23 protein-coding genes are annotated in these 22,438 nt (G+C 46.9%); 11 read left to right on the top strand and 12 right to left on the bottom strand.

The window, feature by feature from the left end:
• Nucleotides 1-263: 263 nt before the first annotated feature.
• The 4 genes from BKB51_RS05925 to BKB51_RS05910 form a co-directional block, all read right to left on the bottom strand.
• Complete coding sequence (locus BKB51_RS05925) at nt 264-785, bottom strand: winged helix DNA-binding protein (RefSeq protein WP_085900126.1); 522 nt, start codon at nt 783-785, stop codon at nt 264-266.
• A gap of 57 nt (nt 786-842) precedes the next feature.
• Nucleotides 843-2,138, bottom strand: a complete 1,296-nt coding sequence (locus tag BKB51_RS05920; RefSeq protein ID WP_085900125.1) for a TRAP transporter large permease — start codon at nt 2,136-2,138, stop codon at nt 843-845.
• 14 nt (nt 2,139-2,152) lie between these two features.
• Entirely contained in the window at nt 2,153-2,725 is a 573-nt protein-coding gene (locus BKB51_RS05915) for a TRAP transporter small permease (RefSeq protein WP_085900124.1), read from the bottom strand.
• Nucleotides 2,726-2,853: 128 nt separating this feature from the next.
• Nucleotides 2,854-3,831 (bottom strand): TRAP transporter substrate-binding protein, encoded by a 978-nt coding sequence (locus tag BKB51_RS05910; protein WP_085900123.1) that lies wholly within the window; start codon nt 3,829-3,831, stop codon nt 2,854-2,856.
• A gap of 275 nt (nt 3,832-4,106) precedes the next feature.
• On the opposite strand from BKB51_RS05910, the gene pxpB reads away from it, so the two are divergent.
• The 3 genes from pxpB to BKB51_RS05895 are packed head-to-tail and all read left to right on the top strand — an operon-like array spanning nt 4,107 to nt 6,704.
• On the top strand, nt 4,107-4,853 hold the full coding sequence (gene pxpB / locus BKB51_RS05905) for a 5-oxoprolinase subunit PxpB (RefSeq protein ID WP_158090159.1): 747 nt from the start codon (nt 4,107-4,109) through the stop codon (nt 4,851-4,853).
• Nucleotides 4,853-5,944 carry a 5-oxoprolinase subunit C family protein gene (locus BKB51_RS05900; protein ID WP_085900121.1) on the top strand — a complete coding sequence of 364 codons (1,092 nt, stop codon included), beginning with the start codon at nt 4,853-4,855 and terminating at the stop codon, nt 5,942-5,944. Before pxpB ends, BKB51_RS05900 begins: the two co-directional genes overlap by 1 nt.
• Complete coding sequence (locus BKB51_RS05895) at nt 5,931-6,704, top strand: LamB/YcsF family protein (protein WP_085900120.1); 774 nt, start codon at nt 5,931-5,933, stop codon at nt 6,702-6,704. Before BKB51_RS05900 ends, BKB51_RS05895 begins: the two co-directional genes overlap by 14 nt.
• Nucleotides 6,705-6,724: 20 nt before the next feature.
• On the opposite strand, the gene BKB51_RS05890 is transcribed toward BKB51_RS05895, so the two are convergent.
• Nucleotides 6,725-7,807, bottom strand: a complete 1,083-nt coding sequence (locus BKB51_RS05890) for a D-TA family PLP-dependent enzyme (protein ID WP_198946645.1) — start codon at nt 7,805-7,807, stop codon at nt 6,725-6,727.
• 2 nt (nt 7,808-7,809) lie between these two features.
• Nucleotides 7,810-8,688: a MurR/RpiR family transcriptional regulator gene (locus tag BKB51_RS05885; RefSeq protein WP_085900119.1), complete on the bottom strand. Its 879-nt coding sequence runs from the start codon at nt 8,686-8,688 to the stop codon at nt 7,810-7,812.
• 205 nt (nt 8,689-8,893) lie between these two features.
• Here BKB51_RS05885 and BKB51_RS05880 point away from each other — a divergent pair, with 205 nt between their 5' ends.
• The 4 genes from BKB51_RS05880 (at nt 8,894) to BKB51_RS05865 (ending at nt 13,381) form a co-directional block, all read left to right on the top strand.
• Complete coding sequence (locus BKB51_RS05880; protein ID WP_085900118.1) at nt 8,894-9,418, top strand: TRAP transporter small permease; 525 nt, start codon at nt 8,894-8,896, stop codon at nt 9,416-9,418.
• Entirely contained in the window at nt 9,415-10,695 is a 1,281-nt protein-coding gene (locus BKB51_RS05875; RefSeq protein ID WP_085900117.1) for a TRAP transporter large permease, read from the top strand. Before BKB51_RS05880 ends, BKB51_RS05875 begins: the two co-directional genes overlap by 4 nt.
• Nucleotides 10,696-10,788: 93 nt before the next feature.
• Complete coding sequence (locus BKB51_RS05870; RefSeq protein ID WP_085900116.1) at nt 10,789-11,844, top strand: TRAP transporter substrate-binding protein; 1,056 nt, start codon at nt 10,789-10,791, stop codon at nt 11,842-11,844.
• A gap of 82 nt (nt 11,845-11,926) precedes the next feature.
• Nucleotides 11,927-13,381: a M81 family metallopeptidase gene (locus tag BKB51_RS05865; protein ID WP_085900115.1), complete on the top strand. Its 1,455-nt coding sequence runs from the start codon at nt 11,927-11,929 to the stop codon at nt 13,379-13,381.
• Here the strand turns inward: BKB51_RS05865 and BKB51_RS05860 are convergent.
• Together BKB51_RS05860 and BKB51_RS05855 are read right to left on the bottom strand one after the other, a co-directional pair.
• Nucleotides 13,374-14,759: a M20 family metallopeptidase gene (locus BKB51_RS05860; RefSeq protein ID WP_085900114.1), complete on the bottom strand. Its 1,386-nt coding sequence runs from the start codon at nt 14,757-14,759 to the stop codon at nt 13,374-13,376. The genes BKB51_RS05865 and BKB51_RS05860 overlap by 8 nt on opposite strands.
• The gene (locus BKB51_RS05855) at nt 14,759-16,366 is read right to left on the bottom strand and encodes a gamma-glutamyltransferase family protein (protein WP_085900113.1); all 1,608 of its coding nucleotides are present in this window, start codon (nt 16,364-16,366) and stop codon (nt 14,759-14,761) included. Before BKB51_RS05855 ends, BKB51_RS05860 begins: the two co-directional genes overlap by 1 nt.
• Nucleotides 16,367-16,674: 308 nt before the next feature.
• On the opposite strand from BKB51_RS05855, the gene BKB51_RS05850 reads away from it, so the two are divergent.
• The gene (locus BKB51_RS05850; RefSeq protein ID WP_085900112.1) at nt 16,675-18,351 is read left to right on the top strand and encodes a monovalent cation:proton antiporter-2 (CPA2) family protein; all 1,677 of its coding nucleotides are present in this window, start codon (nt 16,675-16,677) and stop codon (nt 18,349-18,351) included.
• Here the strand turns inward: BKB51_RS05850 and BKB51_RS05845 are convergent.
• Nucleotides 18,348-19,100: a substrate-binding periplasmic protein gene (locus BKB51_RS05845; RefSeq protein WP_158090158.1), complete on the bottom strand. Its 753-nt coding sequence runs from the start codon at nt 19,098-19,100 to the stop codon at nt 18,348-18,350. The two genes, BKB51_RS05850 and BKB51_RS05845, sit on opposite strands and share 4 nt — an antisense overlap.
• A gap of 194 nt (nt 19,101-19,294) precedes the next feature.
• Between BKB51_RS05845 and BKB51_RS05840 the strand changes: the two genes are divergently transcribed.
• A complete protein-coding gene (locus BKB51_RS05840) occupies nt 19,295-19,774 on the top strand; it encodes a GNAT family N-acetyltransferase (RefSeq protein WP_158090157.1) in 480 nt (159 codons plus the stop codon).
• A 54-nt stretch (nt 19,775-19,828) separates the two neighbouring features.
• On the opposite strand, the gene BKB51_RS05835 is transcribed toward BKB51_RS05840, so the two are convergent.
• On the bottom strand, nt 19,829-20,128 hold the full coding sequence (locus BKB51_RS05835) for an AzlD domain-containing protein (RefSeq protein WP_085900109.1): 300 nt from the start codon (nt 20,126-20,128) through the stop codon (nt 19,829-19,831).
• On the bottom strand, nt 20,125-20,808 hold the full coding sequence (locus tag BKB51_RS05830) for an AzlC family ABC transporter permease (protein WP_085900108.1): 684 nt from the start codon (nt 20,806-20,808) through the stop codon (nt 20,125-20,127). Before BKB51_RS05830 ends, BKB51_RS05835 begins: the two co-directional genes overlap by 4 nt.
• Nucleotides 20,809-20,932: 124 nt before the next feature.
• Here BKB51_RS05830 and BKB51_RS05825 point away from each other — a divergent pair, with 124 nt between their 5' ends.
• A complete protein-coding gene (locus BKB51_RS05825) occupies nt 20,933-21,397 on the top strand; it encodes an Lrp/AsnC family transcriptional regulator (RefSeq protein WP_085900107.1) in 465 nt (154 codons plus the stop codon).
• A 119-nt stretch (nt 21,398-21,516) separates the two neighbouring features.
• Complete coding sequence (locus tag BKB51_RS05820; RefSeq protein ID WP_085900106.1) at nt 21,517-21,825, top strand: DUF1272 domain-containing protein; 309 nt, start codon at nt 21,517-21,519, stop codon at nt 21,823-21,825.
• Between the two features lie 186 nt (nt 21,826-22,011).
• Here the strand turns inward: BKB51_RS05820 and arfB are convergent, their stop codons facing one another.
• Entirely contained in the window at nt 22,012-22,437 is a 426-nt protein-coding gene (arfB, locus tag BKB51_RS05815) for an alternative ribosome rescue aminoacyl-tRNA hydrolase ArfB (protein WP_085900105.1), read from the bottom strand.
• Nucleotide 22,438: the final 1 nt, after the last annotated feature.

Raw genomic sequence — 22,438 nt, 5'->3', positions numbered from 1 at the left:
AAATACAAGGCTGTATTCTGGATGTTGCTCTATTCCTGACGTTTTAAGTGTGCCGTTTTCGTTGTCATTTTGACTGGTATATTCCTACGGCTTCACTATCCCTTTTGTTTTTTGTGCAGAACTCTGTTCTGTTGAGGGTGTTTGTTTCGCACTCTTATTATTCATTCACGTTAAAACAAGTGGGATCATTTCGCAAACTTTACAAGTTGGCGAGGCTTTGCGCTTAGATGTTGTTGGGACGATTTGATTGGGGGTGAGTCGGATTAGAGAGACGCGGCGGCTCTGGAGGCTTGATCGTAAAGGCCGGAAATGCTGCGCAAAATTTGGGCGGTATGAGCGACTTCATCAAATCGGGTGTCGGTCGCGACGGCAGGATCTATCAGGCAAAGTTCTCTGATTTTTCTGTACTCAGAGCATGCTTCGGATCCTTCTTCTGTTGTGGAATAGAAGATCTCTTTCCCTTTTTTTGTGCCTTTGACCAGTTTGCCCTTGATGAGTTTCTTAAGGGAATAGTTCACGGTGTGAGGATCTTCAACGTTAAGGACGAAGCAGATATCATTCAGTCGCTTTTCCCTGTTACGATGGTTCACGTTGTGAAGCACCAAGACATCAAGTGGGTTGAAGTCCTGATGTCCGGCAGCATTCATACAGCGTACCATCCAGCGGGAAAATCCGTTGAATGCGATGATCAATCCGTATTCCAGTTCGCTCATCTGCCATCCCTGATCACTGGCCAGGTGTTCCGATGAAACGATGTGGCGCGGAGTTTTGGGTTTGTCAGACATACTGGAACCTTTTGATCAATAGAACGGTTTATCTCGCAGTTGGCATGGTTATCTTGCCTACATATTGTTCGGAAGATAGGTCACGATTTCTGGTACGGCAATGATAATAGCAAGTGCCAGTATCAAGAGGCCAAAGAATGGCAGAGCTGCTTTTGCAACGGTTAATATGTTTCGCCCTGTCAGAGCCTGTAGAACAAAGAGATTAAAACCTACAGGTGGTGTGATCTGTGACATTTCGACAACGATGACGACGTATATGCCAAACCAGAGTGGATCAATGCCTGCCTGCTCTACCATTGGCATGATTACTGATGTGGTCAGAACGACAACACTAATACCGTCCAGGAAACAGCCGAGTACGATAAAAAACACGGTCAGCGCCGCCAAGAGGGCATAGGGACTTAGTTCTAAGCCGCCAATCCATTCAGCAAGCAGTTTGGGGATGCCTGTAAAGCCCATGGCTACGGTAAGGAAGGCGGCGCCAGCCAGAATGAAAGCAATCATGCAGGATGTTTTGGTCGCGCCCATCAGGCCTTCGAAAAATGTCGTTTTGTTCAGGTCCCCTGTAAGCCAGGACAAGAGCAGGGCTAGAACAACGCCAACGGCTGCGGCATCGGTCGGTGAAGCAATGCCTGTGTAAATGGAGCCAATAACGCCGCTGATAAGAATGATGACAGGGAGCAGGTTTTTTGCACGCCTCAGTTTTTCACCCAGTGATATTTCTTCAATGACATCAGGCAGAATATCCCTGTTCATCATTGCCCAGATAATTACAAAGCCAACAAAAAGACCGACAAGAAGCAGGCCAGGTAGAACGCCAGCAATAAAAAGGCGGGCGATGGATTGTTCTGTTGCGACGCCGTACACAATCAGAATGATGGATGGTGGAATAAGCAGGCCTAGGGTGGCCGATCCAGCCAAGGTGCCAATCATCATGCTTTCCGGATACTTGCGTTTGGAAAGCTCGGGAATTGACATCTTGCCAATGGTTGCTGCTGTCGCAGCGGATGAACCGGAAACCGCGGCAAAAATTGCGCAGCCAAAAATGTTCACGTGCAGAAGTTTGCCGGGAACTTTTCCCATCCATGGCGAAAGACCGCTAAACATGTCTTCTGACAGTCGGGATCGAAACAGGATTTCCCCCATCCAGATAAACAGCGGTAAGGCGGCCAATGCCCAATGATTGCTCGCGCCCCAAACCGTTGTGGCAAGTACATCACCAACCGGTGCATCTGTGAAAAGTGCCATACCAAAGATGCCGACACCAAACAGGGAGAAGGCAACCCAGACCCCGGACCCCAAAAGGGCAAACAGGGTAAGCAAGAGAAGAAGGGTTAAATAAATTTCTGACATTGTTCTTGCCCTTCTTATTCAGCGTGAAGATCAGCATGATCTTGTTCGAGCAAGTTTTCACCCTTGCCTTCGTAACTTGGTTCGCCACCTGTGATGACACAAATCAGTTCATCAATCAGAGCGAGTGCGAGAATGGCTAACCCGGCAAGCATGGGAAACATAGGTATCCAGATTGGTATAGCTATCATGCCGGGCGAAAGGTCGTTATATTTGTATGCTTCGTGTACTTGAAAGCCTGTGTAGATCGCGAAATATACAGCCATCGCAGCTGCAACGCCCAAACACCATATTTCAACAATGTGTCGGACTTTAGGGGGTAAGTGCTGTAGAACCAGTGATACCCTGATGTGGCTACCATCTCTTAGGGTGTAAGCAAGGGCGAGGAATGAGGCGCCAGTCAGAAAGAAACCGGTAAATTCAGCATAGGATGGGATTGTCAGGCCAATTGCTTCGCCTGTGATAAGACTGCTGAGTCGATCAAGCAGGTTCAGGAAAACCTGTGCCATAACCGTGAGGCAAATCGCGACAATAAAAAAAGCTGCCGTCCAACCGCTGATCGAATATATTTTATTGAGTATCTGTCTCATGGTCGCACACACCCTTGAGTGACGAATAAGCCTGGAGGCATTTATTTAGCCTAATAAACCTAAAAAGCCGGAATAAAAAAGGGCGGTTCATCACGTGATTAGGGTGAATGAGCCGCCCAACAGGGAATTTATTTGCCGTATGAAGTCAGGATTTCAGATCCTTCACTTCCAGCAGATTCTTTCCAATCAGAAAGCATGCCGGCACCGACTTCTTTCAGGCCTGTCATCAATTCAGTTGCAGGCGGGTTTACAATTGTCACGCCGTTGTCTTGCATGATTTTGATTTTGGCTGCTGTTTCTTCCTGGCTCATTGCCCAGCCACGCTTTTCAGCTTTTTCTGCTGCGGCCAAAACAGCCTTTTGTGTGACTTCATCAAGCTTGCGCCAGTATTTTTTGTTAATCACAACAATGTTTTTTGGTACCCACGCTTGAATGTGTGTGTAGTGAGAAACAAAGTCCCAGGCTTTACTGTTTGCGCCGGTAGAAGGCGATGTGATCATCGCTTCAACACGACCGGTTGCGTAAGCTTGCGGGATGTCGGGAACTTCGACTTGTGTCGGGGCTGCGCCTGTTTGCTGGGCAAACTTCTCGAGCGTAGCGTTGTAAGCTCTGAACTTGAGGCCTTTGAGGTCATCAACAGTGTTGATTTCCTTCTTGGTGTAAAGTCCCTGTGGTGGCCATGGAACAGAGAAAAGTGGCATCAGGCCCTGTTTGTCGAGTAGGGTACTGATCACAGGTTTCTGAGCAGACCAGAGCTTTCCTGCCTCGTCGTAATTAGTTGCGAGGAATGGAAGGGAGTCTGCGCCAAATGCAGCATGTTCATTCGATAGGCGGGACAGGAAGAATTCGCCGATTGGTACCTGACCACTACGAACAGCATTTTTGATCTCAGGGTGTTTGAAAAGTGATCCGGCGGAATGAATTTTGATTTTCAGGTCACCGTTAGTTGCTGTTTCTACATCTTTGGCAAATTCAATGATGTTCGCTGTGTGAAATGTTTTGTCCGGGTATGGTGTCGGCATATCCCAAGTGTCAGCAGAAACAGTGGCAATTCCGCCCATAGTAAGGGCAGCAACACCAGCGGTGAAGTTACGTAAGAGTTTCATTTTTTAAAACCTCCCAGGGGTTTCTATGTGTTGGCCCTAATATTCGTAGCGATATTTGTGGCCGTAAACGTTCTTTTTGGCTCAATCCTTTTCGTTGAATCGGAAGAATGTGAGCAATACAGCGCGATGAATGAGCCAAAAATACTTGTGTCATCATTAACGCATAAATTAACGATGACGTTTTGTTGACAAAAAGTCAATAAAACAATAACGATTTATAGTTGATGTGTATCTAATGCTGTAGTTCAATAACGAAAAACTCAAAGAGAGCTAAATTGGATATCCGAGTCCTTACACTAGGCGATAGCGCCTTTACGATAGAATTTCCTAAGCTTAAGGGAGCTATTGGTGCGCGTTCTGTTCGTGCTTTGAGAGGCTCGATTGAACAAGAAGTCGAAGAGGGGCGGTTGCCCGGCGTTTTCGATATTATCTCGGCGAGTCGTTCTTTAACGGTGTGCTTGAATCCGGATCTTGCTGATTATAATCAGGTGACAGAACGTGTCAGTGTACTGGCTCAGATGCCACTGGATGCTAAAGGGGTAAATAAAGAACTTTGGATCTTACCTGCTTGCTACGAGGGTGAATTTGCACCTGATTTGGATGAGGTGGCGCAGCGCAGTGGACTTTCGGTGGCGGAGATCATCGATATTCACTCTTCAACAGCTTACGATATTTTCTTGATTGGATTTTTACCGGGCTTTGCCTTTATGGGGGAACTCGATGCAAGGTTACAATTTCCCAGAAGAACAAGTCCGAGGGTAAGAGTCCCGGCGGGGTCAGTTGGTATTGCGAATGAACAAACGGCTGTTTATCCATGGGAAAGTCCAGGTGGATGGCATTTACTTGCCCGATGCCCGGTGCCCTTTTTTAACAATACCTGGACGCAGCCAAGCTTACTCTCGGCGGGTGGTTCGGTGAAGTTCAAGCCTGTTACGATAGAAGAATATAACGATATCAAAGCTGATTTATCTGCGGAACGTATTGCTCCGCAGAGCTTTCTGTCTCGCGAGGGAGAAAGCTGATGGTTGCGATCTTAAAAATCCTTTCTCCGGGTATACTCGCTTCTCTTCAGGATGAAGGGCGTCAAGGATATGCCGGATTTGGTGTGCCAAGAAGTGGTGCGGCGGACTCGCAGTCTTTGCAATTAGGTAATGCGTTGGTGGGAAATGCCCCCTTTGAAGCCGCAATAGAATTTCGCTTTCTGGGACCAAAGGTAGTTGCTGCAGGTGGGAAGATGCGCCTTGGTCTTGCTGGCGACGTTACTGCTGAACACAAGCGTGCCGACAGTGGCGATAGTATCTCTATAAAGCCCTGGCAATCCGTAACCCTGGATGAGGGAGATGTTCTGAGTGTTGATCCATTAAAAAATGGTGCGACGGGATATTTGACCGTTGAAGGTGGTTTTGATTTGGTCCCGGTTCTTGATAGCTATTCGACCTATGCCCGGGCAAAATTGGGGGGTGTGAACGGCCTTCCTTTGCAAGCTGGTGATACTATAAAGGTCAGACTGCCTCAGCCGCGAGATGGTTTGGAAAAAATTGTTGCAGATTCCTTTTCTACAACAACACAGACAATCCGTGTGCTAGCTGGACCGCAGGATGATTATTTTTCTAAGAACGTGATCGAAAAGTTCACAGGAGAGCACTACAAGGTCAGCTCTGATGTGGATCGTATGGGTATCCGGTTGGAAGGGCCTGAATTAGAACCTTTGCCAGAAAAAGGAAGTGATCTTATTTCTGATGGGATCGTGCCGGGGGCTATTCAGGTGCCAGGCAGCGGGCAGCCGATTATTTTGTTTGTTGATTGTCAGACAATTGGTGGATATCCGAAAATAGGTGCTGTTATTACATCAGACCTTCCGCTTCTTGGGCAGTTAATGCCTGGGACTGAAATTCGCTTTCAACTGGTTTCTCTTGAAGAAGCGCAAGCTGCTCGAAAAGTCCGAAAATCAGAACTGGAGCGGGCCATATCCTCTATTCAGGATTATTTTGGCGAAGGGGTTATGGATCTAAAGGCCTTGTACGAAGTGAATTTGATCGATGGTGTTGTGGATGCTGGATTAAGCGGGCATTTTCCTGGACATCTAGAGGGAGGCATAAATGAAAAAAATTAATTTGAATGCAGATATGGGCGAAGGTTTCGGCATGTATTCCATTGGCAATGATGCTGCGATGCTGGATATCATTGGGTCCGCAAACATTGCCTGTGGGTACCATGCGGGTGACCCGTTGGTCATGTCTGATGTAACTCGTGCCGCCAAGGATAAAGGGGTGAGCATTGGCGCGCACCCTGCTTTCCCCGATTTACAGGGCTTTGGGCGTCGTAAAATGCATTTGCCGTTACCTGAATTGGAAGCCATGATGGTGTATCAAATTGGTGCCCTGATGGCTGTGGCCAAGAGCCAAGGCACCAAGGTTACGCATGTGAAGCCTCATGGGGCACTAAACAATATGGCCGCTGTTGATATGGATATGTCTTTGGCTATCGCCCGTGGCATTGCCGCAGTTGATCCATCTCTTATTATGTTGGCGACAGCGGGGTCCTGTCTTTGCAAGGCTGGACTTGAGCTTGGCCTGCCGACAGCTGGCGAAATCTTTGCCGATAGAACTTACGATGAGAACGGAAATTTGACCCCAAGGTCTGAGCCGCATGCTGTGATACACGACCCGGAGCAGTCTGCGGATCAAATTCTCTCTTTTGTGGAAGAGGGTAAGATTATCACGCCGTCGGGTAAGCGCATCGATACGCCTATCCATAGCATTTGCGTTCACGGGGATACTGCTGAGGCGGTTGCCATCGCCCGATGTGTGAAAGAAAGGCTGGAGCAAGCTGGTTTTGAGCCGGTGCCCTTACCTCAAGTTATGGCGAGTTAAAGCGTTAATCGATGCCAGGTTTAAGTTACTAAACCCCTTGCACTTACGGCTGTTTTTTCTAGGTGATTGCCGTCTATTAAATAAATATAATCGACCATATTGGATACGACGCAGGCGTGGTTGGGGATGATGTGAATTTGATCCCCGATTTTGGGGGACCATTTGCTGTTTTTAAGGTCAAGAATGCCGTGCTCTTCACTCAGACTGGTGATCTCTACATCTGGTGCTTCTTTGATCAGGCCGAAACCTTCCATGCCCAATAGATCGGATGTTAGCATTTTTGACCCGGCATCGATAATGGCGCGATCTTTTGTTGGGTGACTGACAACCGTTGCCCGGACGCTCAGGGCGCAATCTTGTATGCGACAGAGATTGGCTTCAATGAGAGACCTATCGTTATAAATATAGGTGCCTGATCTGTGCTCTGTTGCTACGGAAACTTCTTGTGAACGACACATGTTCGGCGTGCCACCGTTGCTTATTTTAGGACAAGGAAGACCATTCTCTATAAGTAGATCTTGAGTGCGTTTCAGCCAGTTGTTCACATGACACTGGTCACCCATCGGCGGATAGGTCATTAATCCGCCAAGTACAAGGCCACTTGCATTGTGGATTATGCGCGCGAGATCAAGAGCTTCCGCTGCTGATTGTACGCCGCATCGATTTGCCCCGGTATCGCATTCGATCAAGACTTCCAGAGGATGTTCTTTTTTGGCAAAGGTTTTTGCCAATCCATCGATGACATAGGCATTATCGGCTACGACGGATAAAGTGCATCTTTGAGCAAGCTTGGTCAATCTATCTAGCTTTTCATCCCCGATAATATTGTAGGTGATGAGGATATCTTTGATACCTGCATCAGCCATAATTTCGGCTTCACCTATTTTTTGGCAGGTGATGCCGATTGCACCTGCTTCAATTTGGCGGTGTGCCATAGATGGTAATTTATGTGTTTTTATGTGAGGGCGAAGCGAGATATTGTATTGGTTGCAATGCTCTTGCAGTTTCTCAATATTCTCTTGAGCAATTTTTACGTCAATCATGACGGCGGGGGTCATGATGTCATTCGTTGTGACTGTTTCGGCGTTGGAAGTATAATCCATACTTAATCCCCAATTGGCTGTGGGTCTGTATTGCCATGCAGGGCAGTGAGGGATGCTCTGATACGGCGTAGCTTTTCTTTGGTTTTTTCGGGCATCTTGCGGGCGACAGACGCGGCCAAAATATCGATGACAGCCAGAAAGACCAGACGTGACGCTGTGGGTTTGTATATATCCGGATCTTCGGGAAGTTCCATGCCAACGGTGATGGTGCAGACTTGGGAAAGCTCTGAATTTGGCTTTGTCAGACACACGGTTGTGGCGCCGTATTGATTGGCGATTTTGGCTGTGTCAATCAAAGCTCTCGGGGTGCCTGTTGAGGAAATAAAGAACATAAGGTCGTCAGGGCCAAGAGTGGCAGCGTGCATTCTGAGAAGATATGCATCATTTAAAGACAGGGCGGTGATACCAAGTCTAAAAAATCTGTTGGCGGCATCAAAAGCGACTGTTGTCGATCCGCCACCTACGCCACAGAAAATGAGTGTTTTTGTTCGGGTCAGGGCATCGACAGCTCTGGATATTTCGTCGTGATTTATTTGATCTTTGGCGACCTCGGTTGTTGAGATAAGGGCATCAAGAACTTGATCAATTGTACTGTCAGTTGACGTCGTAGGTTTATCCGTTCGGGATAAATATTGCATACTGACAGCAACGTTTTGCGCCAATTGTATTTTAAAGTCCTTGAAGCCGTCGCAGCCAAGTTTTCTGCAAAAGCGAATGACAGTTGGTTCGCTGACATCGCAAAACTTCGCCAGTGAGTTCACGCTGACTTGGCTAACGCTTTCTAGATTATTAAGAACGTAAGTGGCAACCTGTTGTTCCCTGGCTTTAAAGCTACCATCCATTTTTTTTATTTTTGTGATTAAATCAAAAGTAGCAGCCAATTGAGCATCCTTATGCGTTTAAACGTGGTATAAATTCATACTACGTAGTTAAATTACAAAAACAATGATTTTTGATGATTTAACTAAAATGTATACCTAAAATTACGTCAAAATACTAATTTATGAAGTTTATTTACGTAATTTTACTTTACAAGAGCCGATTCTGAACAGTAAATGTAGTTAAATTACATTTCTGGGAGGAGTGATGAGAGCTTTCGCCGCAAAAGCCAGCACAAGACTAAATTGGATTGTTGAGCGCATTGTTGCTGTGCTGATGCTGTTATTGGTCCTGGATGTATGGTTGGGTGTTGTTGATAGATATCTTTTCCATTGGCAATTGCCCTGGCCAGAAGTTTTGGCTCGTTACCTTATGATTTGGGCGGCACTCCTTGCTATTTCGGCGGGTATCGCCCGCAGAGAACATATTGGTCTTTCCATTTTAATTGACCGGTTGCCCCAGATTTTTCGCAGACCTCTCCTCATTCTTGTTGATGTTATGACCTTTGCTTTGTTCGCTTTTTTATGCTGGTACGGCATTGATTTCACTGTCGGCGGCAGCACGCGCCAAGCAATGATTTTCGGCATGACCTTGGCAATTCCTTTTGCGGCGATACCGGTTTCCTCTGCCATAGCTGCGCTACAGGTTCTGTTGGTGGCCCTCAGAGATCAGGGCGAGGTAATGACCGATTCTAATGATGGCTTGCCGTCTGGTGCAGGAGCAGTTCAATGATTGTTGGTATTGCTTTTGTTGTTCTGGTTTTGATTGGCATGCCGATCGGCTTCGCTCTGGGACTTGCCGGTATTATTGGACTTATTGATATGGGGGGTGGTGCTTTTTTTGCGCTGGCACCGAGCAAGATGTTCAATGGGTTAAACATCTTTCCTTTCCTGGCCATGCCTTTCTTTATCCTTGCTGGTGAAATTATGAACCATACGGGGATTACACATCGTCTGGTGACTTTGGCGCAGGCGTTGGTTGGACACTTTCGAGGTGGATTAGCGCATACCAATATGCTTGCTTCAGTCTTCTTCGCTGGTTTGACTGGGGCCGCAACAGCAGATGCTGCGGCTTTTGGCCGAACGCTTGTCCCTGCAATGGTCAAGCGGGGGTATAGTCGGGATTATGCCTGTGCAGTAACAGCGGCGGGATCCATTATCGGACCGACTATTCCACCGTCTGGTTTGATGGTTGTTTATGGTTCTTTGATGGGGGTCTCTATCGGAGGATTATTTGCCGCAGGAATTCTTCCTGGATTATTGATTTGTCTTGTATGCATGATTGTCATTGCTGTTGGTGTTAAGGCAAACAATCTTCCCGAAGCAGAGGCAAGGTCCAGTTTTAGAGAGCTGGTGCAGATCTTCAAATCGTCGATATTGGCACTTTTTATGCCAGTTATCATCCTTGGTGGCATCCTGGGAGGTATTGTTACGCCGACAGAAGCAGCTTCCATTGCCGTTGGTTATGCGTTGTTTATCGGTGTTGTCGTCTATCGGGCAATTACGGTTCCTGATTTTATTGGAATGTTGATCCGCACGGCCCGAATTACGGGGGTGATTTTTGTTATCATTGCTTTTGCTGCAATTCTGGGATGGTGGATGAGTTTTAACCGCATCCCACAAGAAATTGCCGAAGCTATTCTGTCTATTTCGGACAACCCTTACATCATTATTGCTTTGGTAATCGTCCTGCTCTTGGCGATTGGTATGGTGATGGATATCACCGCGATTCTGATCTTGTTGGCCCCGGTTCTTGTGCCGTTAACGGAACAAATTGGCCTGGAACCTATTCATGCCGGGATAATTTTTATTCTTGCCTTGAACATATCCTTGATGACGCCGCCGGTTGGTGCCTGCCTCTTTGTCTTGTCTTCGGTGACAGGAGAACGGCTAGAGCGCATCGCAGCAAAGCTTTGGCCCTTCTTGATCGCCGAAGTCATTATTCTGTTCATTTTTGCTTTTTGGGAGGATCTGGCCTTGGCCCTTCCACGATTACTGGGATTTGCCTGATCCCAGCGAGATGAGGAGTGGCGACTGCTCCTTCACTTCATAGAAACAACAGACGCAAGTTTGAAAAAAGAAATAAATATAGGGAGACGTAAAATGAAGTTACTGAAAAAAGTGGCGACTTCTGTTGCTGTGGGTGCTCTGCTTTGTTCAAGTGTTACCGGCGCAATGGCGGGACCTAAAGTCCTCAAGTTCGGTCATGACAATAAAATGGACCCGTTTGAAAATCCGGCACATGCCTGTACAGCCGTTTTTGCCAATATTGTTGAGGCTGATACCAACGGCTCTATTGAGGTGGAAGTCTATCCTTCCAACCAGCTTGGCTCTGCCAAAGAACATGTTCAGTTGGTACGTGATAATGTGATTCAGGCGACGCTAACCTCCACAGGAGCAATCTCGTCCTACTATCCGCGTATTGATGTTTTGAACCTCGCGTTTGCTTTTGATCATAATGCTGCAACATATGATGTGTTTGATGGTCCCTTTGGTGCGGAACTTTCCAGAGATATCGAAGAAACGGTCAGCGGCGTTAAGGTTCTCGGGTTCCCCGACACAGGTGGATTCTTTGCGGTTACAAACTCGAAGCATCCAATTAAAAATCTTGAAGATTTCAAGGGAATTCGTGTGCGCACAATGACCTTGCCGTCTCACCAGAAAATTATTCAATCTCTTGGTGGGGAAGCCTATCCTTTGGCGTGGGGCGAGGTGTATTCTGGTCTGCAGACAGGTGTGATCGACGGACAAATGAACCCGGTGCCGATTATCTCTTTTGCCAAGTTCTCTGAAGTTCAGAAATATATGACCCTGACCAATCATCTTTTTGCGCCTTATACCTTTATGGTTTCAAAGACCTTCTGGGATGATCTTACTGCAGATGAACAACGTGTTTTGAATTATGCTGCCAACTCCTGTGTGGTTGCCAGCCGTGGTTTGAGCCGGGTAATTGAAGCTTCTGATCGTGGTTTGGCGGGTTTGAAAGACAAAATTGAAGTCACAGCTCTATCAGCTGAATCTCGTGATCAGTTTAAGTCTGCGGCGCAGCCTGTGGTCTTGAAACACGTAGAAGAAACTCTTGGTGAGAAAGGCGTTACGCTTTTGGATCTTTTCCAGGAAGAACTGGGTAAAGCTAATACTCGTAATTATCTCAAATAATTGCCTACCTGATCCGAGGGAGAAGTTTCTCCCTCGGGCTTTCTTTTAGAATATTTATACGATTAATTTATGAGGACTTCTTGTGCGAATATTTTGCGCATCAATTGCAACCGAGACAAATACCTTCTCTCCTCTGCGTGCCGATCTGAATGATTTTAAGGAAAGCTTCTATGCGGCGCCTGGTGAACACCCTGAAACGCCGACGCTCTGTAGTGCTGTTTTTCCAGTGTGTCGTCGCAAAGCACAGGAAGAAGGCTGGGAACTTGTGGAAGGCACGGCAACCTGGGCAGAGCCGGGAGGCATTGTAAATGCAAAAACTTGGGATAGCTTAAGAGAAGAAGTTCTGGATCAATTACGATCAGCTCTACCTGTTGATGCTGTTGTTCTTGGGTTGCACGGGGCAATGGTAGCTCAGAATTGCCAGGATTGTGAGGGCGTACTGCTCGAAGCCGTTCGGGAAATTGTTGGTCTGGATGTTGTTATCGGGGCTACACTTGATCCGCATAGTCATCTTTCGCAAAAACGTACCAAGAATGCTGATATTCTTGTTGCTTTCAAAGAGTTCCCTCATACGGATTTTGTTGAGTGCGCCGAAGATTGTGTTGATCTGGTTGCGCGAACGGTACGAGGAGAGATTTTCCCCGAACTCCATGTGGCTGATTGTAATATGATCGAGGTCCTGCCGACAAGCCGAGAACCAATGCGCAGCTTTGTGGACAAGATCAAAGACCTTGAAGGTCAAAAGGGCATTTTGTCTGTTTCCGTTATCCATGGTTTCATGGCCGGAGATGTTCCGGATATGGGGACAAAGATACTGGTTGTTGCTGAACAGGCACAGGATAGTGCTCCATCACTTGCTGCTGATCTAAGCCAGGAACTGTTTTCATTTCGGGGGGCGACACGTCCAGAATTTTTATCGCCAGCAGAGGCGGTCGAACGCGCTAAGGCTGCTGAAAGTGGCCCAGTTGTTATTGCTGATGTCTGGGATAATCCTGGCGGTGGCGTTCCGGGTGATTCAACAATTCTACTTCGTACGTTGGTTGGACAGAAAGCCTTTGATGCGGCGGTTGGTACAATCTGGGATCCAATGGCTGTAAAAACGTGTATCTCAGCAGGTGAGGGCGCTAAGCTCAAACTGCGTTTTGGAAGCAAGATGTCGGATACAGCAGGTTCTCCCATAGACGCTGAAGTGACGGTTCTCAAAATTGTTCTGAATGCAACGCAGGATTTTGGCACATCTATTGTCCCGCTGGGGGATAGCGTTGCAATTGATTACCTCGGTATTACTGTCATCCTCAATTCCAATCGCAGTCAGAGCTTTGATCCAAGCCTGTTCCGAAACCTTGGTGTCGATCCCCAGTCAAAAAAGATTTTGGTTATAAAGTCCACCAACCATTTTTATGATGCTTTTGTTCCTGTCGCGTCGGAAATTCTCTATGCCAGTGTCGACGGGCCTTATCCTAATGATCCAAGAACCACGGATTACAAGTTTGCGCGCACAGACATTTGGCCGAGAACAGAGGAAAAAATCAGTTAGTATTCTTGCCTTCTTCTGCGATGTCCCAGAAAAGTCCCGCCATATTTCTTAGGCCATCTCTAACGATTGGCTCGAGTAAGTGTTCGTTTGGGGCATGTTGAGAACAGCCTCCATAGGAATGAGGCACCCATACTGTCGGAAGTCCTAGAATTTCACTAAAAGTTTCGTTGGGGAGTGACCCTGCGAGATTAGGCAGTATGTGTGGTGGCTTGCCACTTGTTTTTTGAATGGATCTTGCGGCAAACGTTACCCATGGATGATCAGGATCAAGGCGGGTTGCTTGGAAAAATGCTTCTTTGCTTGGAATAATTTCAACAGATGAGAAGCCAGCTTTATCGAGGTGCCTGCGGAGCGCGGGTAAAATGTCATCTGTGTCGGTCCCAACCACAAACCGGAGTTGGCAATGGGCGCTTGCATGACCAGCAATAGCATTAACCGGGGCTTCGGGTACGCCACTTTTCATGGCAAGTACAGCAAAGGAATTCCAGCCAAAAGCACGCTGTGCCGGATCTAACCCTTCTTCCCCCCAGTAGTGATTGATTTCCGGGCCACCATCTATGGGCAGATCTTTCAATGTATCCTTGATACCCTCTGTCAGGCTTGTCGGTCGCCATTCAGGGATTTGGATCTGTCCTCTGGCATCTGTGATGGTCGCGATGGCATGAGATAGTATTATCGCAGGGTCGGCGAGCAATCCGCCCCAGTTGCCGGAGTGGTTCGCACCGTCTCGTAAGTTAACACTGAGATCAAAATTAATGGCACCACGCGTTCCCATGAAAAGGGTTGGGGTATCTGGCTGAAGTCTGGGGCCGTCAGATGCAATCAGGACATCTGCTTTCAAAAGATCTTTGTGACTTTCAAAAAATTGGGCAAGGCCAGCGGAACCCGTTTCTTCGGACGTCTCTATAACGACTTTCAGGTTAAAGCCCAATGAACCTCGTTCATCGAGTAGGCATTTCAGGGCGGCGAGATTGATGAGGTGCTGCCCTTTGTTGTCCGCAGTTCCCCGGCCATAGATTTTTTCGCCTTGGGTTACGACTCTGAAGGGGTGTAACCCTTCCTGCCATTGATCCGTTTGCGCACGAATAACATCGCCGTGACCATAGGTGAGAACCGTTGGCAGGTCCGGAGATTCCAATCGTTCTCCGACCAGAAAGGGGCCCCCAGCAGGATCAGGGTTTTCGTATATGTTGCTCTTGATGTCCAGTTTGCTTAAGAGCGGCGTTATCGCTTCGCGGAGGTATCGATAAAGTTCTGATCGTTGATCCGGGTTTTGACTCTCGGTTTCAACTGCGATCAGACATTCCAGATCGATGAGAAACGGACCATTGTCAAAATAGTTTTCAGCCCGCTTTATGACAGCGTCACGCGTTACCATTATTCGGTGTCTCCTTCGGCAACAGCATCGCCCCAGGGTGACATGATTTCTGTACACCCGGAATTCATTCCGTCTTCTCTGGAAACGCCAGCCGGACAGGCAAAGGTGTAGGGGAAAACGGTTCGTTTTGTTGTTGTGACGTCGTGTTTTTTGGATAACTCAGTAATAATTTCCGGGGCGAGGTCTTCATCCGCAATAATGCTATCACCGCCGGAAACATCCATTCTGGGATGGTGGAAAGCCTCTTCTAGGTCCATATTATGGTCTGTCATGAAAGAAGAAAGCTGCATAACCGCTGGCATGATTTTTCGTCCGCCTGAAGCTCCGATCGCAAAACGCCGATGGATTTGATTTCCTGTGCTTCGTTCATCGATTCGCTGTTCTCCTATCACTGGGCAGACATTCATCAGACAGCGTTTGTTGGGCGCGAGAGAATTGGGATGCCCTTGTTCCGGATCAAACCACATGATGCCATTGTTCATGAGTAATCCGGTACTTGGTGAGATAACCCGCGATCCGAAAAGTGACAGCAGTGTTTGGGTCATGGAGACCATATTGCCGTGTCGATCAACAATGGAAAAATGTGTGGTGCAAGACGGGGCATGAGGGGCATCTTGGTCCCCCATTGTTGCCAATCGTCTTTCATATGCTTTACTCAAAGCTTCGGCATAGGCGCTGAAACTTTTCGCATCTGGGAAATTGTCCGGCGTAAACATATTTTCCATCTGGCTTAAAGTATCCGCGAGCGTCGGACCTGCTGTAAGTGTCGGTGTCGCGAATATGCGACTGTCTCTATAGGGAATAATCAGAGGATCTTTGAATTCAATGGCATAGGAGGCAAGGTCATCCAAAGACAGAAATCCGCCTTTGTCTTGAATGTCTTTTACCATAGATGCGGCTATATCGCCTTTATAGAAGTCTTCGGGACCTTGCTCAGCCAAATGAGTGAGAGTACTGGCAAGTAAAGACTGATCTATGCGTTTTTCTGATAAGGCTGTCCAACCTGCGATCGTTGGCCATTGCCCGTTTTCCAAAAATGTTACTGCTGCATCTGGATCTTTGGATAAAGCTTGAGTGGCCGAGGCTATAATCAAAGCTGCATACCAATCAACGAGCAGTCCTGATTTTGCTTCTTTGATGGCAGGTTGCATCAGGTCTTTCCAGGGCATTTTGCCAAAAGCGCTATGGGCTTTTCCGGCACCAGCGACAGTACCCGGAACGGCGATGGAAAGAGGTCCCTGTACGTTAAGATCTCCTTCTACAGCGCGCCAAGGGAAGAGGTCAGCGGCTTTCCCGTCTGCTGATAAAGGAAAGGCATTAATATCCAGAGATTTTGGTGACTTCATGCCATAGGTGAGGGCGTAGGATTTTTGCTCTGCCTCGCGCCATATCATCATAGCGCCTCCGCCTGCTGGGCCGCTCATCCAGGGCTCAAGAACGCCCATCGCAAAAGAGACAGCAACAGCAGCATCAATAGCATCTCCTCCTTGCTCGAGAATCTCTACGCCTATTTCTGCTGCTTTAATGTGCTGGGCAGCAACAATACCGCCATTTGATTTTATCGCAGGCTTGCGGACGATTTGAGACTTGGAAAAGCTATGTGACATAAAAGTACTCACTGGAAAATTGGGTAGTAAAAACTAGGAGGGCAGGTATTATTGAGTCGTGATTTTGGCGATCTTGATGAGCTAGGTCAAAGGTTTGCTGAAACTCATTGTGTTAAGATTGTCGATGAAAGATCAAGCGTCGGATTCTGAAAAATTAACCATATATATTCATTCTGGTTGTATGCTGGAAGAAATTCAGATGAAAAGCGTTTTAGTCCACGATAAAAAAACGAACTGATTTACGCTTGGAAAATTTGCACCGAGGAAATTTACATCAAGTAAATTTAAATCGGGAGAAGGGGAGAAGAATGATCGAGATCATATCGTTGCTGGCAGCATCCGTAATTGCGGTTTTGTTGTTTAGTCGATTGGGTCTTGGATCTGTTCTTGGATATCTCGCAGCTGGTGCTTTCATTGGCCCTGCGGGCCTTGGCCTTGTAAATGATGCTGATTATATGCGTCATATCGGCGAGTTCGGTGTCGTTTTCCTTCTCTTCTTAATCGGGATCGAAATCAAACCACAACGCCTCTGGGTCTTGCGCAAGCTGGTATTCGGTCTGGGGGGGCTTCAGGTCGCAGTTTCGGGTTTGCTCATCGCTGCCCTGAGTTATTTTGCTTTTGGTATCGCGCGAGAAACGGCGCTGGTTATTGGCTTTGGATTGGCGCTTTCATCGACAGCTTTTGGTGTTCAGATATTGGCAGATCAGCACCAAACAACCAGTCATTGGGGGCGGACCAGCTTTTCTATTCTTCTTTTCCAGGATCTTGCCGTTGTTCCCTTATTGATCCTTTTGCCCCTGTTGTCTTTTGGTGAGATGCGTTTCTCTGTGTCTATGGGGTTTGCGCTTTTACAATCAGTGGGCATCTTTATTTCGGTTCTTATTGCCGGGCGTTATGCGATTAACCCGATGCTGCACGCCATAGCGCACAGTAAAAACAGTGATGTTTTTGTTGCTACGGCTCTTTTACTCGTGCTTGGTTTTGCCTGGATCATGGAGTTGGTCGGGCTTTCCATGGCGATGGGGGCTTTTATCGCCGGCGTTTTGCTCTCTGAATCAGAGTATAAACAGCAGATTGAAGCTGATGTAATGCCATTTCGCGGCCTGTTGCTCGGGCTGTTTTTTATGAGTGTAGGCATGTCGTTTGTGCCGGAATCAGTCTTTGCCAATCTGGAAATCGTTATCCTTGGAGCTCTTGCCCTTATTACAATTAAGGCTCTGGTGATTATTGTTCTGGCGAAGATCTGGAAAACGCCTTTGGCGATTGCTGTTAAGTGTGGGTTTTTGCTCTCTCAGGCCGGGGAGTTCGGGTTTGTACTATTTACCCTTGGGGATAGCCTGGGTCTGTTACCGGAAGACATGATGGAGACGTTGATCGCTATTATTGTCTTGAGCATGGTAACAACGCCTATGATGGTTAAGGTCGGCGAGCTACTCGCAGAATGGCTCAAATCCCCAGCATCAGACGCCATGGAAGTTTCTGAACCAGTACCAGAACGCCCCGTTATTGTCGCCGGATTTGGACGAGTAGGCGAAGTGATTGCCGGGATGCTACGGAAGGTTGATGTCTCGACTGTCGCAATTGATATGGACGCAAAGAAAGTCGCTGAGGGTCGCCGCCTTGGCTATAATGTATTGTTTGGGGATGCCAGCCGTCCGGAGATTTTAAAATCAGTGGGGGCAGGCCGTGCACGACTGGTTGTAATAACGCTGGATAACTACAAAGCCGCCGAAGGGGTTGTGCGCACAATGAAGCGGCTTTACCCAGATGTACCGTTACACGTTCGGGTCAGGGATTGGCCGGATGCGGATCACTTTACGGAGCTTGGTGCTTCTCACGCGATCCCTGAAACAGTGGAAGCGAGTTTGAGGCTGGGTGCGTCAGCTCTGGAGGCTGCAGGGGTTGGGGAAGAAGAGCGACGTACCTTGTTTGAATATCTTCGAGAGGGTGATTACGAAAAGCTCCGGGATTATCACAAACTTTAATGATGCCACTTTATACCGTACTTAACGGCGATCCATTTGTATTCTGGATTGCTGGTGACGGAGCCGATAATTCTTTCCAGGGTTAGAGCCGAGATCGGGGCATTTTTTCTGACAATGCCAACAAAGTTATATTCCTGATCGTAATTTTCAGAGATCGTAATCCTGTCTGCATTTTCTTTGTTTTCCCTCAGGTATTTCTTCAGGAATGTTTCAGAGATGACACCGACTTCGATACGGTTTGACAGGACTTGTTTGATGATTTGTTCCTGATTGGCGACCAGGTTTATGTCAAAGCGTTTGTTCAGTTCCTGTGGATCAGTTTCAAATTCAGCGAACCGGTAATGGTATCCAAGGATGGCGCCAATTTTTTTTGACGAAATGTTTTGGAAAAAGTCTGGCTTTTCTTGTGCTTTATTTGAACTGATATAGCGTTCTCCACCCTTTAGATAAACCTTGGTGATCTCAACGGTTTCAGGATTCCAGCCCCAATCTAAATGATCGAATAGGGAAACGTCATATAACCCCTTTTGAAACATATCGTGGCGGCGGCGTGGGCTCGCTTCAATAACTTCGAATTTATAATCAGACTGAGCATCGTTCATGGCGGATATGAGATCCAGACCAAGACCCTTTAGGGGATGGTCATGTTCGACAACATAAAATGGGGGGAAGTGTGTAATACCGATTTTGATAGTTTTGGGAGCGGCTAAAGTTTCTGTTATTGAAGCAAGAGATATAAAAATACTCAAACAGAAAAAGAGAAAGCCTTTCCTTTTGTTGTGCCAATCGTTTGAAACGCAGTTCTTTGGTGGCATAGTTTGTAATAACCGAACAGAAACAGATCAATTACATAAATCATACTGTAAAATTTGCGTAGAAAGCTATCTTTTTCCACAGAAGTAACAGAAAAGGCGCTTTTTGGCGGGGGATGGGGACGAATAAAATGATGGACGCGGATATTGTTATTCGGTTTGCTGAGCAAGATGACATGCCAAAAATTGTGAAAATGGCTGAAGAATTTGCGGACTATCTCTCTGGGTTGGGGGAGGTACGGGCACCGTTTGATGCAGAAGTTAATCTTGCCAAACTCATAAAACATGGCTTTGGGACAAAACCGCTTTTTTCTGCGCTGATCGCTGAGAAGAACAGTGACGTTCTGGGCTATGCAATTTTTAGCTATGGATTTTGGGCAGATAGCTTTCAGGGCATGATTTTTATGACTGATCTATTTGTGCGCCAAGATTGGCGTTCCCAAGGTGTTGGCCAGGCAATGATAGAAGAATTACGTCGTATCGGTCGGTATAATGATTGTGAATTGCTGATGTGGACAGTCTGGAAGGGTAATCCCCCAGCTCGTAAATTTTACGATAAACTGGGGGCTATCTCTCTACAGGGTGAGACTCTTATGGCGCTGGATATTTAAAGGATCAGTTTCAGTCATTACTGGTTTCAGTTGAATGAGAAACAGATCTGTCAGCTAGATAAAAAAGTGCTTCAAAGCAAAGATGGCGATGAAGCCAAATATCATCGTTATGACGACATGATTGGAAATTAAAGCAACAACAAAGGCGATAGCTGCTGCTGTCCAAGTGATGGGATCAGCCCCGGCAAGGGAGGAGGCAATGAGAGCGACGATCAGGCAGCCAGGTAGATCAGCTAGAAATTTGCTAAGATGTTTGTTGTCGCTGATGAGTTGTCCGCTTACCAGTCCCAGAAAGCGAATTGAATAGGCTCCTAAAGCCAGTGTTCCGATCAGGAACCATTGTGCATCAGTCATGCTGCAGCCTTTTTGCTTATCTGTTGTGTGAGCCCTGTTGTGATAACACCTGCGATACTGCCGGCTATAATGGCGAAGGCACTGCCCAGAGAAAGCTTGATCAGAAGGATGGTAACAACGAATGTTATGACCCATGGCAGAGTATCTTGCTTGTTGCGCCACATTGCACGTGCCATGGCTATGAAAGCGGCTGTGAAGGCAAAACCAAGACCGTAATCAACAAGGTTGGGAATAGATTGTCCTAACAACGCCCCCCCAGTTGTTGAGATAATCCAGGTCACAAACATCGTTAAGCCAGACCCGATCAGAAAGGGGGCACCGATGGATGGATCTTTTGCGCGCTTGGCAAAGGTTAGGGCCCAATTTTCATCACTTGTGATGTGAATGGCGAACAGACGTTGAAACAACGGGACCTCTTTGAGGACGCTATTGAGTGAGGCGATAATGCCTAAGTATCGCATGTTAAGCGCTAAGCCGGCCAGGACGGCACCGATCACAAAACCTTCCGATGCAAACTGTTCAACGGCAACAATTTGTGAAGAGCCTGCATGTACCGAAGCACTCATTATTGCGATGCCCCACCACGGGAAATCGAGCTGTGCTGCGATAACGCCAAAGGCAAATCCATAGGCTGCAGCACCGGCAGCGAGTGGAAGAATACTTAAAAAACCTTGTTTCATTAGATAACCAAAAAATGTTTGTTGGATCGACGACAGTAACAATGAGGGGTGATTTTTATGTATCAATAAATTCTTTAGTATGATTTATTAAGATCTTATTTTTAATTATAGTGATCGTAATGTGATGGATGATGTTGATAAGAGGATTTTAGAAGAGCTTCAGGTAGATGCGCGAACGCCAATAGCCGTCCTGTCAGAAAAGGCGCATGCTTCAACTGCGTCGGTACAGCGACGTTTAAAACGCTTGCGGGAAAGTGGTATTATACAGTCGGAAAATGCGATCGTTGATCCCGAAGCTGTTGGTTATGAAGTGACCGCGGTTATTTCGGTGGACCTAGAACGAGACCGTATTGATGAAACGGATGCTTTTAAACGAAGAGCCAAAAAAGAGCCCCAGGTTCAGCATTGTTATTGTGTGGCAGGTGGCTCTGATTTTGTATTAATTGTTATTGCAAAGAATATGAAAGATTACGAAGCTTTCACGCATCGTTTCTTTTTTAATGACAGTAATGTAAGGCGTTTCCAGACATCAATTGCTGTTTCCCGCGTAAAAGCAACGACTTTTGTGCCAATGACCATTGAGGGCTGAAAAGTAAGTGGCAGATTCTGATAGAATTTTGCCAGGATAGGGCGTGTCATTTGCCTTGTGAAGGCTGTCGGCTCGGGTATGGTTTCTTTATCAGTTGTTGGTAAATAACGGAGTAGGTGATGTTGGAGTTACGTCCTTCCTGTGAACACTGTGATAAAGATCTTCCCCCGGAATCACAAGATGCTCAGATCTGTTCTTTTGAATGTACGTTCTGCAATGATTGTGCACATGGCGTTTTTGAAAATGTATGCCCAAATTGTGGTGGTGGGTTTACAACAAGGCCGGTTCGCCCGGCAACGGCATGGAAAGCCCCGTGGTGGTTGGGGGATCATCCTGCTAGCACCAAACGGGTTCACGGTCCTAAAAATGTTAAAGAGCATCGCGAGTTTGCCAAGAACCTGAAAAGAATTGGCCCTCATTACAGATAGAGCCCGTATAGATAAAACTCGTGAAGTAGGTTTTGTGTCGGTAAGTGTATAGGTCTGTCTTGAGTAATGGGCGCTTATGAAAATCAAGGGCACAGTCGATGCCTGTTATGCAATGTACTCATTCTCAATATTAGGCCTCAATATTAGATGCTTTATCATCAACAGAATTAGGAAGGTCGGTGATCTTTAGTAATCTGACTTTGAAACTCGTCCTCGACCTTTTTTAATTTCGCCGCGCTGCTTTTTTTTATCCGTTCGCTTTGTTTTTGCTGATTTGGAAGGTTTGGTCGGTCGACGTGATTTCTGTTGTACTGTGGCCTTTTTGATTAAATCAGCAAGTCTGTCACGGGCATCCTGACGGTTTCGTTCCTGAGTACGGTGGCTGTTTGCTGTAATAAGGATCTCGCCATCTTGTGTCATCAGGTGGCTTGCAATGCTCTTTAAGCGGTTGAAAACAAAACTCGAAATAGCCGAGCTATTTTTTGCGTTAAATCTCAATTGTACCGCTGTGGATACTTTGTTGACGTTCTGACCACCAGAGCCAGAGGCCCTGATGAAGGTCTCTTCAAGTTCTTCCGGGGCAATCTGGATAGTGTTGGTAATTTTTAACATG

The organism is Kiloniella majae, assembly GCF_002118315.1.
In the GTDB taxonomy this organism is placed as follows: domain Bacteria; phylum Pseudomonadota; class Alphaproteobacteria; order Kiloniellales; family Kiloniellaceae; genus Kiloniella; species Kiloniella majae.
This window is presented reverse-complemented; position numbering and strand designations above follow the sequence as displayed.